The organism is Ruminococcus sp. J1101004sp1_RTP21198st1_B9_RTP21198_201120 (genome assembly GCF_040924245.1).
Lineage (GTDB): Bacteria > Bacillota > Clostridia > Lachnospirales > Lachnospiraceae > Blautia_A > Blautia_A faecis.
In genome coordinates, this window is the sequence record NZ_JBCOMI010000002.1 from 218,160 (window position 1) to 233,659 (window position 15,500).

17 protein-coding genes are annotated in these 15,500 nt (G+C 41.7%); 6 read left to right on the forward strand and 11 right to left on the reverse strand.

Annotated elements, in window-relative coordinates; genetic code table 11:
* Positions 1-266 precede the first annotated feature (266 nt).
* Positions 267-569: a helix-turn-helix domain-containing protein gene (locus AB5618_RS02335; RefSeq protein ID WP_226861513.1), complete on the forward strand. Its 303-nt coding sequence runs from the start codon at positions 267-269 to the stop codon at positions 567-569.
* A gap of 153 nt (positions 570-722) precedes the next feature.
* On the opposite strand, the gene AB5618_RS02340 is transcribed toward AB5618_RS02335, so the two are convergent.
* Entirely contained in the window at positions 723-1,247 is a 525-nt protein-coding gene (locus tag AB5618_RS02340; protein ID WP_005333410.1) for a PadR family transcriptional regulator, read from the reverse strand.
* 210 nt (positions 1,248-1,457) lie between these two features.
* Between AB5618_RS02340 and AB5618_RS02345 the strand changes: the two genes are divergently transcribed.
* Positions 1,458-2,813 (forward strand): MATE family efflux transporter, encoded by a 1,356-nt coding sequence (locus tag AB5618_RS02345; RefSeq protein WP_148462115.1) that lies wholly within the window; start codon positions 1,458-1,460, stop codon positions 2,811-2,813.
* 130 nt (positions 2,814-2,943) lie between these two features.
* On the opposite strand, the gene AB5618_RS02350 is transcribed toward AB5618_RS02345, so the two are convergent.
* Both AB5618_RS02350 and AB5618_RS02355 read right to left on the reverse strand, forming a co-directional pair.
* Positions 2,944-3,132, reverse strand: coding sequence for a helix-turn-helix domain-containing protein (locus AB5618_RS02350; protein WP_005333406.1), 189 nt, complete (start codon positions 3,130-3,132; stop codon positions 2,944-2,946).
* On the reverse strand, positions 3,132-3,572 hold the full coding sequence (locus AB5618_RS02355; RefSeq protein WP_023921559.1) for a sigma factor-like helix-turn-helix DNA-binding protein: 441 nt from the start codon (positions 3,570-3,572) through the stop codon (positions 3,132-3,134). Before AB5618_RS02355 ends, AB5618_RS02350 begins: the two co-directional genes overlap by 1 nt.
* Before the next feature lie 413 nt (positions 3,573-3,985).
* Here AB5618_RS02355 and AB5618_RS02360 point away from each other — a divergent pair, with 413 nt between their 5' ends.
* The gene (locus AB5618_RS02360; protein WP_005333402.1) at positions 3,986-4,315 is read left to right on the forward strand and encodes a helix-turn-helix transcriptional regulator; all 330 of its coding nucleotides are present in this window, start codon (positions 3,986-3,988) and stop codon (positions 4,313-4,315) included.
* A 150-nt stretch (positions 4,316-4,465) separates the two neighbouring features.
* On the opposite strand, the gene AB5618_RS02365 is transcribed toward AB5618_RS02360, so the two are convergent.
* The gene (locus tag AB5618_RS02365) at positions 4,466-4,837 is read right to left on the reverse strand and encodes a hypothetical protein (RefSeq protein ID WP_005333400.1); all 372 of its coding nucleotides are present in this window, start codon (positions 4,835-4,837) and stop codon (positions 4,466-4,468) included.
* A 4-nt stretch (positions 4,838-4,841) separates the two neighbouring features.
* On the reverse strand, positions 4,842-5,780 hold the full coding sequence (locus tag AB5618_RS02370) for a ParM/StbA family protein (RefSeq protein ID WP_020436706.1): 939 nt from the start codon (positions 5,778-5,780) through the stop codon (positions 4,842-4,844).
* Positions 5,781-5,997: 217 nt separating this feature from the next.
* Here AB5618_RS02370 and AB5618_RS02375 point away from each other — a divergent pair, with 217 nt between their 5' ends.
* From AB5618_RS02375 to AB5618_RS02385, 3 genes are all read left to right on the forward strand, one after another.
* Positions 5,998-6,498, forward strand: coding sequence for a hypothetical protein (locus AB5618_RS02375; protein ID WP_021650057.1), 501 nt, complete (start codon positions 5,998-6,000; stop codon positions 6,496-6,498).
* Positions 6,499-6,647: 149 nt separating this feature from the next.
* Complete coding sequence (locus AB5618_RS02380; protein WP_173769169.1) at positions 6,648-7,241, forward strand: RNA polymerase sigma factor; 594 nt, start codon at positions 6,648-6,650, stop codon at positions 7,239-7,241.
* Complete coding sequence (locus AB5618_RS02385; protein ID WP_005333388.1) at positions 7,213-8,019, forward strand: hypothetical protein; 807 nt, start codon at positions 7,213-7,215, stop codon at positions 8,017-8,019. Before AB5618_RS02380 ends, AB5618_RS02385 begins: the two co-directional genes overlap by 29 nt.
* Before the next feature lie 577 nt (positions 8,020-8,596).
* Here the strand turns inward: AB5618_RS02385 and AB5618_RS02390 are convergent.
* The 6 genes from AB5618_RS02390 to AB5618_RS02415 all read right to left on the reverse strand — a co-directional run bounded on the left by AB5618_RS02390 (position 8,597) and on the right by AB5618_RS02415 (position 15,490).
* Positions 8,597-9,043: a hypothetical protein gene (locus AB5618_RS02390; protein ID WP_005333384.1), complete on the reverse strand. Its 447-nt coding sequence runs from the start codon at positions 9,041-9,043 to the stop codon at positions 8,597-8,599.
* 32 nt (positions 9,044-9,075) lie between these two features.
* Positions 9,076-9,858, reverse strand: a complete 783-nt coding sequence (gene srtB / locus AB5618_RS02395) for a class B sortase (protein ID WP_005333383.1) — start codon at positions 9,856-9,858, stop codon at positions 9,076-9,078.
* Positions 9,855-11,075, reverse strand: a complete 1,221-nt coding sequence (locus tag AB5618_RS02400; protein ID WP_005333381.1) for a CHC2 zinc finger domain-containing protein — start codon at positions 11,073-11,075, stop codon at positions 9,855-9,857. Before AB5618_RS02400 ends, srtB begins: the two co-directional genes overlap by 4 nt.
* Positions 11,076-11,129: 54 nt before the next feature.
* Positions 11,130-12,077: a hypothetical protein gene (locus AB5618_RS02405; RefSeq protein WP_005333375.1), complete on the reverse strand. Its 948-nt coding sequence runs from the start codon at positions 12,075-12,077 to the stop codon at positions 11,130-11,132.
* 83 nt (positions 12,078-12,160) lie between these two features.
* Positions 12,161-14,398 carry an ATP-dependent RecD-like DNA helicase gene (locus AB5618_RS02410; RefSeq protein ID WP_005333356.1) on the reverse strand — a complete coding sequence of 746 codons (2,238 nt, stop codon included), beginning with the start codon at positions 14,396-14,398 and terminating at the stop codon, positions 12,161-12,163.
* 51 nt (positions 14,399-14,449) lie between these two features.
* Positions 14,450-15,490, reverse strand: a complete 1,041-nt coding sequence (locus AB5618_RS02415; protein WP_259320787.1) for a YqaJ viral recombinase family protein — start codon at positions 15,488-15,490, stop codon at positions 14,450-14,452.
* Between the last annotated feature and the right edge of the window lie 10 nt (positions 15,491-15,500).

Genomic DNA, 15,500 nt, shown 5'->3' on the forward strand with positions numbered 1-15,500 from the left:
CTTATCACAGCTAATCTAAAATGCTATTATTAGACTGCCAAAACTCAAATTCAAAACCAGAGCAATGCTTTACCTGCAAATAGTCTGGTAATAGACCAGTAGAATCGCAATAGCTGCAAGAGCCAGAAACGGCAAACACATAATTACCGGGGCAGAGTGAAGTGATAAATAAGAACCACTGATTTTTTAGCATTTCAGCCGGATATACAAGCCATCCCCATAGATTGGTGACCGTTACTGTTAAAATTACAGCACTGCCTATATATGTGGCAGCTCCTTTCCGGGTAAAGTTAAAGTCGCAGACCTTTACGACCTACGGCTTAATAGTACGAAAAGACATTAACTTTTCTGTAAAAGAATTTGATGTACTTTATATGCTATATTCTAATCCAGGGATGGCTTTTACTAAACAACAGATTTATGAAGCAGTTTGGCATGAAAAAGCAAATGGTTATTTCCACGCCGTGGAAAACACTATTTTTCAAATACGCAAGAAGATAAAAAAGTATTCCAGCGACAAGAATTACATAAAAACAGTAGTTGGATATGGGTATAAATTTGAAGTTTAATCTGCAGGATATAAGGAGCACCGGGTTTGAGGGAGATTCCCCACTAAGAAAATTTCTATGTTCTGGCTACAAAGCCGGAACATAGGTCGGCATCCATCCCTGTTTCTTCCCAATCCTGCAGACCTAATAAGAAATCAGCTAGTGACTTCTTCATCAAAAGTCTTTTTTTAGAGAAATAATCCATTTTTCAATAGCATCCGCCAAAACTATCTGCTGTTGCAATACTGCCATACCAGTCTTAGGGATTTCCGGATCATTCTCTTTCTCTCGAAGATTTTCCTCCAGATAAGTTTTTAATATTTCAATATTTTCCTCAATACTGGCAATACATGATTGTTGACTTTCAGGCGGTAACTTATCCAAATTTACAATTACTGCATTAAAATCTAAAAAAAAGTGAATGGGTTTAGAGGCTGTTTCCATCATAAGCTTTACAAATTCTTTTTCGCCTTCATCTGTTAATGAATAAACTGCTTTTTCAGGCATCTTACCTTCTTTCACAATTTCTCCTTTAATGAAGCCTTTTTCCTCCAACTGAATTGCTTTTTTGTAAATGGATGGTGTACTGATTTTTACCCATTTTGATATATTACGATATTCCACTAATTTTTGAATATCATAGGCTCCCATCGGTTCCTTTTTCAATATTCCTAACACAATTAAATCTATTGTAGCCATAGTTCACCCACTTTCTATATCCACGAAAGCTATAAAATACTTACGGTTATATATACTGTAATTTATAGTATTTGATTTTATACCTCTTGTCAAGGAAATTGCAGGATACACGCTTGACAACTACTATAAATTATAGTAGTATTCTCTCACGTAGTATACTATAATTTATACTACTATAATTTATATTCTTAATTGAAAGGAGTATTTGAAATGAACAAGAATAACAACAAAATGGATTTATTAGGAAATGCACCTGTTCCCCAAGCACTAATGGCTCTTGGTATACCGATAATGATTGGTATGCTTATTAACGCTCTCTACAATTTGGTGGATGCTTATTTCATAGGAGGACTTGGCGAGAGTCAAATGGGTGCAATTTCCATTGCGTTTCCTTTAGGACAAGTAGTTGTTGGTTTAGGTCTGATGTTTGGCAATGGTGCCGCCTCCTACTTATCAAGACTTTTAGGGCGAGGAGATAGGGAAGCTGCAAGTAAAGTCGCCAGTACTGCATTATACAGCAGTGTTTGTATTGGCGCAGTTATTATTATCGGAACTGCAATTTTTTTGAAACCTATTTTAACCATGTTAGGTGCAACAGACACGATTATGCCATACGCCCTTTCTTATGGAAGAATCTATGTTATTTCATGTATTTTCAATGTATTTAATGTAACGATGAACAATATCGTTGCAAGTGAAGGCGCCGCAAAAACAACTATGTGTGCATTATTATTAGGAGCTGTATTGAATATTGGTTTAGATCCTATTTTCATCTATACTCTCGACATGGGGGTTGCTGGTGCGGCAATCGCTACAGCAATTTCTCAAATGGCTTCTACTCTTGTATATTTAATTTATGCATTACAGAAAAAAAGCGCTTTTACATTTTCCATTAAGGAATTTTGTCCTTCTAAGCAGATCATAACTGAAATTCTGAAAATCGGTATACCCACATTGACTTTCCAGCTTCTTACAAGCCTTTCTATCGCATTCATAAACCGGGAAGCTAATATCTATGGAGATGCTGTTATCGCCGGAATGGGCGCTGTTACAAGAATCACTTCAATGGGAACTCTGGTTGTGTTCGGCTTCTTAAAAGGTTTCCAACCAATTGCCGGCTTTAGCTATGGTGCCAAAAAGTTTGATCGGCTCAGGGAAGCAATTAAAACTTCTATCTTATGGTCAACAATATTTTGTGTAGTTGTGGGATTGACAATAGCCCTATTTTCCACACAGATTATTTCGCAATTTACAGAAGGCAATACAGAGATGATTTCTGTAGGTCAAAAATCGCTAATGGCAAATGGATTTTCCTTCTTCGTATTTGGATTTTACACAGTGTATTCTTCTCTGTTTCTTGCACTTGGAAAAGGCACCGCCGGATTCGTTCTTGGGGCTTGCCGACAAGGTATTTGCTTTGTTCCGATCATTCTGTTGCTCCCATCATTCTGGGGCATAAATGGAATACTATATGCACAACCGATTGCCGATGTAATTTCTGCTATTGTTACTGTGTTTATGGCTCTATATCTTCATAAAGAACTGGCAACAACAAAAGAGCATTAAAGCATCAGGCAACATAATAGATCAACACCGTCTGCCGCTTCGAACTGAGGCAATATCACCCTTCAAAAAACAATCACTCCCAGAGGATGTTACTCCCCTGAGAGTGATTGCAGCCTTTGTTTAAGATAACTTACTCAATTATCTGGAATCTCTGGATACACTGAAGCAATGTACTTACCAGTTCCTGATACAGATCTTCATCAAATCTGCCATTCACAATCGCATTCTTAATTAAAAGCGGCTTATATATCTCTAAAATCTTCAGTACCGCATCTGCATTTCCTTCTTTTGCCTTTAAAAGTAATCGTTCAAAATTCATTAGTTTTCACCTCCCATCACCTTGCGGATCTTCCGGATTGCATAATAATAAATACCCTTGCATCGCTCCTCTGATAACCCGTTTAGCCTGCTCATTTCCTCAAAAGTACGTTCTTCAAACACATGCTGGTAAATCAGCTTCCGTTCTTCATCCCGCAGCGTATGAAGCGCTTTCATCAGTCTTTCATCTGACATCTTATTCCATTCTGGATATTTCCCCTGTGCCTCCTGCAATAAAAGCTGCTCCCTCGTTTGGTTCTCCAGCAATTCTTCGATTACAATTCTTGCCTCCATCTGTCCAATATCCTCCAACAGTTCTTCTGCATCAGCCATCTGGATTTTCTTCTCCAGATAATCATGTCGTTTTCCACGGACAAACTGTATCAGATATGCTGTAAAGTGATTTTGTATCTTTGATCCTGTATATGTTTTTTTGTTCATTTGTTTTATCCTCCGAAATTTTTTATCACGTTCCAAAAAATTCCGAGGATGGCGGTGAGCGGCAACAAAACGTGACACTGCCTTCATTTTTTCGAAAAAAAGAAAGGCTGGACCACTCTATTCGTAGTCCAGCCGATACTTCTCTTTCTATGTAATTGTGTAGGATATGCGATGATAGTATCTCATATACTGCATATTCTAACTTCTCTCCGACACATTGTATGGATAAGATTTTTTTAACAGATTCAGTTCCTCTTTGGCTTTTATCTTATGCTGTCCATTCATGTCTGTCGTACTTACTTCCATGTTTCTCTATTTGTGCATGTGTTATCCTGCTTATCATAACGCACTTTAACGCATTTCGTATAGTGTTAATCTACGATAAAATATATGCATTAAGTGAGGTGATATAGATGGTGAAAAAATTATTGGGAGATGCAGTCAGGGAAGAACGTCTCCGCCGCAATCTTTCGCAAAACAGCCTTGCGGAACAGGCAAAGATTTCTTTACGGACTGTCTCTGATATTGAAAACTATATTGGCAATCCACAGTTGGAAACACTTTATGCCTTGGCAACTTACTTACATATTTCCATAGATGCTATATTTTCTAACCAGAAAACGAACCCGGATTCTACCATGCAGCAAATCATGGCAGAACTAAATTCCTGCCCGGAGGAGCAGAAACAGCTTGCCCTTTCTACACTGCGTGGACTTCTGGATGGATTCAAGAACCTAAGTTAAGGCTCTCCCGTATCCTTCATCATCTACACATTATACAAAGACAATCTGTGAGTAATCTGTGAATAGTCTGTGAGTTTTCTGTCTATTCCCATTCTGATACAAAGAACAGGAGAGTACACTGCCATAAGCATGTGTATCTCTCCTGCTTTTTTATGCCCTGCGAAATGCACTGATAGCATCCACTACATTCTGTCTCATAGTCTGATCCATCCGCAGCGGTTCTTCTTCCATCAAATCAACTTCTGTGGGCATTTCTCTATTTATCTTAGAAACGTCCTGCCCTTCCAATACCTTTCTTACTTCTTCCCGGATGATTTGCTGCATCATTGGCCGGAGCATATCCGGTTCCATGCTTATACTGCCATTACCTGTCTCATCCGTTCTTCCCGTATATGCCAGAATTGCCGCAACGATCAGTTTTGCTTTTTTCTCTGTCGTATTCAGAAGTTCTGTCACATACACGTGATCTGGATCCGACTTATCAAAACCAATAGTGAATACAAACGGATTTTTCTTTCCCATAAAATCACACTCCAGCCTGTGTCATGCGATACAAAAGATCATATCCATCGGCATTTGCTTTCATATCCCGGATAAAGGTATGTTTTCCCAACCGGTCTGCCTGCTCCAGAAATCGTTCCAGAAGCACTGCTCCGCCGCCGATAAACACCGTATAAGTAGATTTTGTATCAATGCCCCGCTCTCGGATGCTGTTCAGAAGATCGGTAACAAAATTCTGAACCATGGTTTCTACTGCCTGTACAACAGCTTCCTCATAATACTGCGTTTTTCCCTTGATGATACTGTCGATATCTGCCTCCTCCAGAAGCATGTCATATTCACTGTTAATACTGGAAATGATATCGTTATACATGGTAATCACACCTTTTTCCAGAGAATCACAATAATCCATATCCGGTCTGCCACTTCTCATCAGAAGATAATCAGAAGTAAATCCGCCAATATCAATCCCTACGACTTTCGGAATCTCACGGATTTCCATCATCCTCGTCATCATGGCTGCATAATCCTGCGGAAACGCCATTACATTCTGTATACAGAGGTGATAGACTTTATCGTTGAAGCACAGTTCCTGCACCTTCCCGTCCCCTTTGAAATAGCGTTCATATCTCTCACAAAGCTCTGCAAAATGCTTCGGCGGAAGCCCAATCGGAAGTTCCACCTGAATGACATCCTCCGGCTGGATCTGGCTTTTCTGCTCCAGCTCCATTGCAATGGCAAATAAAGTCAGAATCCAGAATCGGTTCCGGCTGTCCTGCGTCTTGTCCCTCTGGTACGGAATCCGCTTCTCACTAAGGGTATAATACTTTCCCTGATATTTCAGATACTTCTCTCCCCTGGCAGGCTTTTTATCCTGTTCCGTCAGTCCTGTGGTAAAGATAAAATGACAGGTTTTCATGTTCCGGTTCCCGTGATCCACGGCTACTCTTAATTTTTTAATCATAATGATTTCACTCCTTTGTATTTGATACTTATTCTGTACGTAGGAGGTACCTAGAGTGCAACTCTTTATAATCCATTTTCTTATTTTACCAATCAAAAAATTCAAAAAACAAAAATTAAAAATTATCTTTTTTAATTTTTTAAATAAATGCAACCGTTACAATATTTACTGTGTATCTTATTACAAAGGGAACCTTGGAAAGGAGTCGTGTACATATATGAAGGCTTATAAAAAAATAATCAGTTTTATCCTAACACTCGTTATGATGCTGTCGCTAAGTGTTAATGTTTTTGCAGCAGAGCCGCTTACAGATGACCCTAATATGATTGAATGGAAGTACACTGTGTTTGCTAACGAAAGCCTGCAGAAAGTTGTTGAAGAAGGTGTTATTCCAAATGCATATGCCCGATATACTTGGCGCGGAATCACATTGAAAAATGGCGAAGTCGCCATATTAACACCATCAAATAACAGTATGGGACTTTATTGTAATAGCGGCAGATACATAACTATAAATTACACTTTGAGCCGTTCTGCTTTTCATCGTTCAAGAGTACGCGCATACGTAGCTGGACCTTCATCAGAATTTGTGCGTGAGATTACAGCAAGTGGTTTGCGTTCAGGATTTACGACACAGGCAACAGATTACTATTACGGCATGGTAACTAATCTGTCCTCTGATGCCTTTACAATCAAATCATTTTCTATTACATTTTAATAGTGGAAAATATTTCAAGTGCTGGTGAGTACTTATCCTGATTTTAATTGAAGCTTTTTAACTTGGTTTCTCGGTTCCCTTTTTTGAAAATACACATTCCCATTATTAAACCACTGCTATAGTATTCACTGAATTTATGAGGTAGAAGCATGTTATTTAACATAGATGAGAAACAACTGATGCTCGAACTAAAAAATAAAGATGAGCGCGCTTTAAAAATATGTATGAACAAATACTACAGATATGTTGTATACATAGTCGAGAATATTATTGGAAGTGCTTTGCCATATGAAGACAAGGAGGCGGTCGTGTCTAATGTTTTTGTAGCTCTATGGAATTACAGTACAGATTTAGATACAGATAACTACAGCACATTCAAACCCTATTTAGGAACAATCGCAAGAAACATGGCAAAAAACGCATTACGAAAAACCTCTAAGATGCATTTTGAAAATTACGAAGATGCGTTTCAGGTTGGAACGAACGAACATATTGAATACGGGCCGTTAAAAGAAGAAGTAATCAAATGCTTAAAAGAAAGCATATATGAACTATCAGTTGACGAAAGAAAATGTTTTATCTCGTACTACTATTACACTAAGACAATCGCTGTAATAGCAGAAGAAACCGGATTAAAAGAATCTACAGTAAAATCCAAACTGTTACGCGGACGTAAAAAATTAAAACTAAAAATGGAAAAGAAGGGATTTAGATATGAAGACTGTAAAATTTTCTTTGAATGAGTTAATGAGTGAAATTGATGAATCTTTTATTGAGGAAGTGTATTTTCATGATTGCAATAAAATACTGAAAAAATATTCCAAACAAAAGATACGTCAAAATGTATTTTGTAAAACAGCTTCAAAACATAAGCCTTTAAAGTTCACTTATAGAACTGCAATTATTGTAACTGTGGTTTCAGTGTTTTTGTGTATGCCTGTATATGCTGCAATCAGTCATCTGTTAACATCGGCTTTAATTGATGACAGCAATCGACATTTAATCGGGACAGAAACCAATGATAGAAGCTACATCATATTAAAAGACGGTGTATATACCAATGAAAAGGGGAAAGTTGTTGATATTGAGGAATTAGCCAAATCTTCATCAGAATTTCCTGAAAGCAGAATTGTTAAAAGCAGTCTGATGCCTAATTTCATACCATCATCAATAGTAGAGATTCCTACTGATAAATCAGATGAAATGTATATCATTCCAGAAATAATTCTAATCAACAATTCACTTTGTGTACTTACACAAGACAATGGAAAGGGATGGGAACTAACTGATAAAGATAATATAGTCATTTCGTTTGATAAATATAAATCAGACATTACAGTATCCCAAGATTTGATTATCGGTTATGTAAAAGACGGGATAATGTATGAAGGAGAAGTGTTCGATGAACTGAGTGGAAAATATAGTTTCTCACCAGATGAAAAAGGGGAATATTTTTTCTATCTGCTTAGCGGAAGTTCCGATTATCTATCTCTTAAAAGCGGTAATCTGGAGGTAAATTAAATGTTGCTTTTGCGGGACTTCAGCATACCAATTAACTTTAGTATAAGGACAGGAAGACCTCTTCCGTACAGGAATAGGTCTTCTTGCTGTCTCCGTGCATGCTTTAAAGTATAAATAGGCTTTAATCTGGATACAATTTCAACTGCATCGTTGATACACGCTGTGTTTATCTCGTTTACTGTATCATTCATAAGAATTTAATTGGTTATGTTTATTGTGATGATAGAGTAGCCTTTGTTTTGAACATCTTCCTTGAAAGATTTGTAAACGATACTGTAGATTATCATATTCATTATGTCGGCGTAGATTCTTTAGATGAAGAATGTATTGAATGCAGAAAATACTCTGATTATTGTGAACATATTTTACCTGCTTTCTGGATAGATGACGATTTTTGTGAATAATGAAACACTGGTGTTTGGTTATTCAAAATTTAAGCTGATAGATACTGGTGTTAAGTATATTAATCCGAAGCATTTTTCCGTAAAAAACTTTGTAAAGTATTGCAGATTCAATAAAGAGTGAAATTACAGTAAAATAAAAGATAGTTTTTTCGTTCCTTTGTTATGCCATTGTTCTACGCCGGAATCTTTTCTGCCATCTCCGGCAGGCACTTCTCAAATAATTCCCGATATCTTCGATACCCTTCATCCCGGAGTGGACCTTGCAGTGATGTCAGAGACCAAAGGAGAAGCTCTTCCTCTTCCACAGCATACGGAGAGGTATAGACAAATTTTTTCCCGTCAAAATGCGGTTTTGATAACTTCAGTATTTCCGTAATCTCTCCTTTTGTTTCCGCCTGCATAATCATTTCCACTTTCTTCCGATGGAACTCGCAGACGATGCTCTCCAGAAATCCCTGCTTCAGATAAAATTCCGCCCTTCTATAAAGTTTTACAAGAGCCTCCACTCTTTCATCAAATAACTTGTCCTTTTCACTGACTATCATCTGTGCCAGTGCGTTTGCATGTTCCATAACCAATGCTGTTCCCATTACATTTCCTCCCATAATAAAAGCTGGCATAAGAAATTTCTTCTCACACCAGCACGATTCTTTTATTCCTCTGTGATGATCTCACTGCTTAATTTTCCATGTACCAGATAGCGATAATTCCGTCTGGAATTGACACAGGTAGACAGCGTAACTATCCGATCCGTTGCCGACAGCTCGGTGCCGGTATCATAATCCCTATAAGAAGACACCGTATCCAGAAACGTCTGAAAATCTTCCGCTTCCGGGAAATGATACCTATATCCCTCACTTCCGGTTCTTCCCGCATAGCAGGAAAAGATACGATACTTGAGGATCTTGTCCGGCAAATAGAGATAAAACTCCGGATGTTGTTCAAATAGCTCTTTGTCTTGGTACTTATCCAGAGTTCCGAACATGCTCCCGTTTTTCATATTATGCCCGTACACGATCGTATTCTGATCCGTAAAGTCCGGCTGATTATGGCAGTCCACAAAGATGCTCCCGTTGATATTGGATTCTCCCGAAAAAAGGTGATGAAGATAATATGCATTATCTTTCCCCTGTACCACCGGATAACTAATATCCAGTGCCGGAATCTGAATCCACGCTATGACATCCGGATTAACCGCTTTTAAACCTGCAAAATCAATTTCTAGATACCTATTCTTAGGTTCCTCCTTTTCTTTCTCAGACTCCGGTGATTCTTCTTCCTCTGGTTCCTGAACATATTCCTGCAGTTTCTCGTAACTTACGTCCCCTTTCTGATACTTCAGATAAGCACCAAAGAGTTTTCCTGCCGCTGCGAGAAAAACAAGCAACAGGCAGATAATGAGTCCTGCAAGAACCGTATTTCCTTTTTTTCTCATGATTGTTCTCCTTTCGGAAGAGCCGAAGTCTGTGCCCCGGTTCCTTCCTTCTGTTTGATGGCGGCTAAATAGTCATCAATCCCCTTGTGTTTCCCGTTCCACTCCCCGCTCTCGTCCATATCCCAGACCATCCGGTTCATCGGCAGGGAAAGCTCCCGGCAGATTTCATAGACCTTATTGCAGCCGTTCTGGATAATCCTCCGTTTCTCCGCCTTATGCTGGCAGATAACAGGGGAACGCTCAAAACAGACCGCACACTTACTGTCATGCTTATTGCAGGCTACTTTCATCTTCTTATCCATGTCATACGCCTCCAAAAGCTGTTTCATCCCATATCCTTTCATCCGCTCCAGCACCGGTTTCAGATTCCGGTACTGGTTCACTCCGGCAACGCACACAAAGGTAGCGCCGGACAGATAATGGGCTATGGTCCCTTTTAAGGCTCCTTCGGTCAGATAGACACGTTCTGCGGCAAGATCACCGATCACATGTACCGGACTTCCGGAGGAAACTCCCTGGTCATAATTGACACTGGACAGCCAGATATATTTTTTCGTGTCAGTCACATGATCTACCCGGATCTGAAAACCCTGGATGAACCCGTCCAAAGAAACTATGGGAATCAGGATTCCTGAGTTTTCTGCTTTGAAGTTAATCGTCCAGTTTCCGTCTGTATCCCGGTAGAATCCCGGCACGCCTTTCACCATATATCCTTCTTCTGCCAGCCTTTTGACCAGCTTCTTCATTCCAAACAGCGGGACACTCCGGTAACGCTGTGCTTCGATCTGTTCCGGTTTTAATCCTCGTCTTTGCAGATCCTCCTGATGCTTCCTGTTAAGCGTGAGCATGGACAGCATTCTCTGATACGTCCGGTGGATTTCCTCTATGGGTGCAAGCTCTGCCGTTGCCTTTTCTTCCTGTACCGGCGTTGCTTTGATATAATCCGTCCGGTATTCTCCTTTTCCTAATGCTTCCCGGATCTGCTGATTTGCTTCGGAGAGTGTAACATTGTGCAAATCCGCATAAAGCTTCAGCATCCCCCCGGACGCATCACAGCGGTTGCACCGGAATACATTCTTTTCCACATTGATATTCAGTTTTCCATGCGTCTCTCCACAAAACGGGCAGTCATAATAGTTTCCCCGCCGCTTTCTGAGATGCAGCACCTGCACCACATCCAGTATTCCATAATCAAACCCAGACATATCATAATACATCCCGGTCTCTTCCTCCTTTCCCCCGCAGAAAAAAGCTCTCTGCGGGGTTCTTCCTTAACCAGCCATCGGCATTGCTTTTTGTAAAATTACCTTTGCTGCCGCCGGAACCAGATTGTTCGGTCCGGAATATTGCTCGGCAAACCACTGGATCGTTGACGGGCTTTCAACTGCCACCTGTCCCATGGTCTTTCCGCCGTATTTTCCCTTTCCCGGAATCACAGTCCCGACTGCCATTTCATAGTTCATGTGTTTCATCAGTTCTTCTACCGGAAGGGACGTATCCAGATTCTGTAATGCTCCCTGCAGCATCTGTCCGGTCTTTGGCGGCGTAGAGGCAGCCGGAGCGGAACCGTAGCCAGGCATTTGTCCACTGCCATGGTAAATGGTGCTTCCCGCCGCCTGTGCCTGCTGATAGAACTGATTCATCATCTGCTGGCCTGCATATTCCGGCTGACCTGGCATCTCTCCATAAGTTGGCATAGGGGCATTTGGCATGACACCCGAATCCGGCATGGCTGCATTTTCCATGGCACCTGAATCCGGCATCTGTGGATTCTGATATGGAATTCCGGCATCTACCTGTGCAGGATCATTTTCCTCTCCCACATCCGCAAACTGCACACCATATCCGGCATCCGATAATGCCCTTCCTACGGCTGCTGTTTCTGCCATTTCCAGAAATTTGTCTCCAAACTTCGGGTCATCGCTCCGGAATTTCTGCGAAAAGGAATTGGCTACATAATTGTCTTCCTGATCACATTTATCCAGATAGATACGTGCTTCCACAACTGCCATGTTCTCTGTGAAAGTGATAATCCGGCTGATGATCTTTCCTGCCGGATTGACCAGACGAAACCATAGCTTCCGGTATTTCACATCCAGATAAAGCTGCTCCTCCTGCCCTTCTTCTCCAATCTTTCTTGCCAGTTCCATCGGATGGAAGCCATCCACACGGTTCAAAGCGGCAACTGCCTCTGATTTCTTATACAATAATTCTTTCATTCTCTGCTCCTTTCATTTAGAAAAGCAGACGTTCCCCTATATAAGAGTAATAGTCCGCTTATTTCAAAAATTGAAAAATATTTTTAAACAACAAGTTTTAACTGCTCCATTTCCGGTTTCTGTTCACTCTGATACTGATCGTAATACTGTACGATCCGCTCACTCAGAATGGTGTTCCTTGTCCCGCTGTCATCCGTATGGATTGCCTGACAGACTGCAGCCCATTCCCCTACCAGATAAACCTTGCTTTTCGCTCTGGTCACTCCGGTATAGAGAATATTGCGCTTCAGCATCATATAAAAGGCTTTTACCCAAGGGATGATGACAACCGGACATTCGGAACCCTGTGCCTTATGGATGGTTGTTGCGTTAGCATGTTCGATCATTTCCATCTGGTCAGCTTCATATTGCACCTGCCGCCCATCCGGGAATCCGATCACTGCCCTGGCATTTCCATCCTCATCCGTGATACAGTCCAGTATCCTGCCCAGATCGCCGTTACTCGCCATCTCGGTATTTTTATTCTGTAAAATCTTATCGCCAACCCGGAACACCTGACTGCCGATATGCAGTTCCTTCTTCCCTGCGATTGGCGGATTTACAAAATCCTCCAGAGATTTGTTCAATTCATCCACTCCGGCAGCACTGCGTTTCCGATACGGAGTCAGGATCTGTACCTGATCCATGCCGTTTTTTGCAATCTCGTCCAGATAAATCCTCCGGACAATCTCTGCCGCTTCATCTGCTCCTTTACAGGCAATGAACTGAAAATCCTCCCCAAAGCTCAGATTAGTCTTATTCTCCTGCATCAGTTTTGCATTATAAGGTATGCTGCTCAAAGCGCCCTGCCGGTAAACCAGATCCAGTACCGTGACCGGAATCAGCCCGCAGGCAATCAGTTGCCGGAACACATCCCCGGCTCCTACGGATGGAAGCTGGTTCTTATCCCCGACTAAAAGGACTCTGGCATGTCTGCTAACCCGCCGGAAAAATTCATAGGCAAGATGCATGTCCACCATGGACACCTCATCTACATTTAGAAATCCGGCAGACAGGTACTCAAAATCCGGTTCAAAATCCGTATCATCTCCCAAAAGCCCCAGGGCCAGATGCATCGTGGATGCATTTTCACAGCCGGTACTCTCCACCATACGTCTTGCCGCACGTCCGGTCGGAGCCATAAGCTGTACCTCTGACCTGCATAACGCCTGATGGATATAGAGAATCACCTTGAGAACCGTTGTCTTTCCGGTTCCGGGACCTCCGGTAATAATACTGATGGGATGTGCAAACACCATCCGCACTGCCTGTTTCTGTGTTTCTGACAGCGTGATCCCCAGTGTCTTCTGTGCCTTTTCCAGCTCCGGTTCAATGGACAGCAAAACCGGCTTCTCCAAAAGCCGTCTGGCTATCATGGAAGCGGTCTGTGTTTCTTCTTCATACTGCCGGATAGAATAGATCCGTTCTTCCTCCACAACAATGCTTTTTTGCAGCACCAGCCGGTAAAGCACCTGACTGACATCCTGCTCCGATACTGCCATGACCTGCAGATCCCGGTTCAGCATTTCCAGTGCTTCCCTGATAACCTCCTGACGCTGCTTAAACAGATGTCCTTCTTTCATTGCCTGATTCATGATATGTCCGATGCACCCGGATATCCGCATGGGATCATTGAGTGCACAGCAGCACTGTCTTCCGATCGCATCCACAGTCAGAAACCCGAAGCCTTTGACTGCACTCAGCATGTAAGGGCGGTGCCGGATAATATCCACCGATTCATTTCCGAATTTCTTCAGAATCATATTCACTTTTTTGGGTGTTACCTTAAAAGGCGCCAGAAACGTCATCAGTTCCCGGAACACCTGGTTTTTTCCATAGGACTCCACAATAGCAGCCAGCTTCTTCTCGGAAATTCCACGGATCTTCAAGAGTTCCTGCGGGTTGTTTTCCATGATTTCCAGTGTCTGAAGCCCAAACTTCCGGAAAATAGTATCTGCCATCTTGGGACCGATACCTTTGATTGCACCGGAAGAAAGGTATCCTAAGATACCCTCCTTTGTCCGTGGTACAACCTCCATGAAATTTTCCACCTGATACTGAGTTCCATGCTCTCCGCTCTCCCATCTGCCTTCCATCTCAAGCTCAATCTCGTCTGTAAGCGGAAGACCGAATCCAATCGCTGAGAAGCCGATGATATTCCGGGATGCCAGATATTTGTCTCTGGCTGACAGGGGGACAGACGTATCCTGTGTGGTGAATATGGCAATCGTATACCCATTCTCCTCATTCTGGAAAATCTTATGTTTAAATCTGCACCTCATTGTTTATATCCCTCCAGCTTTTTATCCGCATCCGTTCATTTGGTTTTCTCATTACGCCGCCTCCTTCTTAATTCGGAAAGTACGGCTCTCCGTTGTTTTTGTATATTCCTCATAGATATCCGGATGCTGGTTTTTCAGCTTCTCCATCTGGTCTTTCCCAACCGAAGTACGTCTGGTCGGATTATAGGTAATACGGTAACGGTTCGTACCGTCCTCCAGCACTGCCTTGCAGCCCTGCCCCAGCTGTTCCACAAAAGGAACACTGATTGCCCGCTGTTCTGCTTCGATTTCCTTTTTCCGTTTTTCCAACTGTGACTTTTCCTCCGAAAGGGTAAGATACTTCTCAAGATTTTTTGATTCCAGACCGGAAAGCACAATTTCCGGAATAGATTTGTCTGCAAAACCACCATAATTACGGATATTTGCCAGAACCAGATCGGAATTCCCGTTATGCGGCGGTACTACATTTTTCAATACATGTTCCTGCCAGAAATACGTTTCCTGATCAATGATGTCTTCTTCCTCAATCAGATCACGCTCAATGGTGCGATACACAAACTCATTCTCGTTATTTCCATACAGGCATGCGATAAAGGCTTTCTGCATATTCATCACAGACAGATAATGCCTTACCTGCAGCACATAATGAGCTGGAATACCCTCATCAGCCCACTTATCTTTCGCATTATAATTGCAGGTTTTACATTCCAGAATCGCAAATGTCCCATCCGGCATACGAACAAAAAAATCCACATCTGCAAGCATGAACGGATATAATGGATGCCGGAACATGACACGTACCGGAAATACTTCCAGTCCGGTCTTTTTGGAAAAGATTTCTGCCACCAGATCTTCCAGCCGGTGTCCGACTTCCTTGGCAACCCAGTTGCTTTCCTCTTCCTCCTGAATGACCGGCTGCACACCTGTTTTGTTGTAAAACAGATCCCGGATAGTGGCAAATGGAGAGATCCCCATGATTGCCGCTACATCACTGCCGCCGATTCCTTTTTTGCGGTATTCCAACCAGTCTTCTCTTGACAGGTTACTGATATCCACAACCTTTTCCGGTGTATACTCTGCTTTGTTATTCATTCCAATTCCT

Bases quoted from the DNA above. Each gene is read 5' to 3' on its own strand.
- AB5618_RS02340 (WP_005333410.1), bottom strand. From the start codon at position 1,247: ATGGCTACAATAGATTTAATTGTGTTAGGAATATTGAAAAAGGAACCG.
- AB5618_RS02345 (WP_148462115.1), top strand. From the start codon at position 1,458: ATGAACAAGAATAACAACAAAATGGATTTATTAGGAAATGCACCTGTT.
- AB5618_RS02350 (WP_005333406.1), bottom strand. From the start codon at position 3,132: ATGAATTTTGAACGATTACTTTTAAAGGCAAAAGAAGGAAATGCAGAT.
- AB5618_RS02355 (WP_023921559.1), bottom strand. From the start codon at position 3,572: ATGAACAAAAAAACATATACAGGATCAAAGATACAAAATCACTTTACA.
- AB5618_RS02360 (WP_005333402.1), top strand. From the start codon at position 3,986: ATGGTGAAAAAATTATTGGGAGATGCAGTCAGGGAAGAACGTCTCCGC.
- AB5618_RS02365 (WP_005333400.1), bottom strand. From the start codon at position 4,837: ATGGGAAAGAAAAATCCGTTTGTATTCACTATTGGTTTTGATAAGTCG.
- AB5618_RS02370 (WP_020436706.1), bottom strand. From the start codon at position 5,780: ATGATTAAAAAATTAAGAGTAGCCGTGGATCACGGGAACCGGAACATG.
- AB5618_RS02375 (WP_021650057.1), top strand. From the start codon at position 5,998: ATGAAGGCTTATAAAAAAATAATCAGTTTTATCCTAACACTCGTTATG.
- AB5618_RS02380 (WP_173769169.1), top strand. From the start codon at position 6,648: ATGTTATTTAACATAGATGAGAAACAACTGATGCTCGAACTAAAAAAT.
- AB5618_RS02385 (WP_005333388.1), top strand. From the start codon at position 7,213: ATGAAGACTGTAAAATTTTCTTTGAATGAGTTAATGAGTGAAATTGAT.
- AB5618_RS02390 (WP_005333384.1), bottom strand. From the start codon at position 9,043: ATGCCAGCTTTTATTATGGGAGGAAATGTAATGGGAACAGCATTGGTT.
- srtB (WP_005333383.1), bottom strand. From the start codon at position 9,858: ATGAGAAAAAAAGGAAATACGGTTCTTGCAGGACTCATTATCTGCCTG.
- AB5618_RS02400 (WP_005333381.1), bottom strand. From the start codon at position 11,075: ATGTATTATGATATGTCTGGGTTTGATTATGGAATACTGGATGTGGTG.
- AB5618_RS02405 (WP_005333375.1), bottom strand. From the start codon at position 12,077: ATGAAAGAATTATTGTATAAGAAATCAGAGGCAGTTGCCGCTTTGAAC.
- AB5618_RS02410 (WP_005333356.1), bottom strand. From the start codon at position 14,398: ATGAGGTGCAGATTTAAACATAAGATTTTCCAGAATGAGGAGAATGGG.
- AB5618_RS02415 (WP_259320787.1), bottom strand. From the start codon at position 15,490: ATGAATAACAAAGCAGAGTATACACCGGAAAAGGTTGTGGATATCAGT.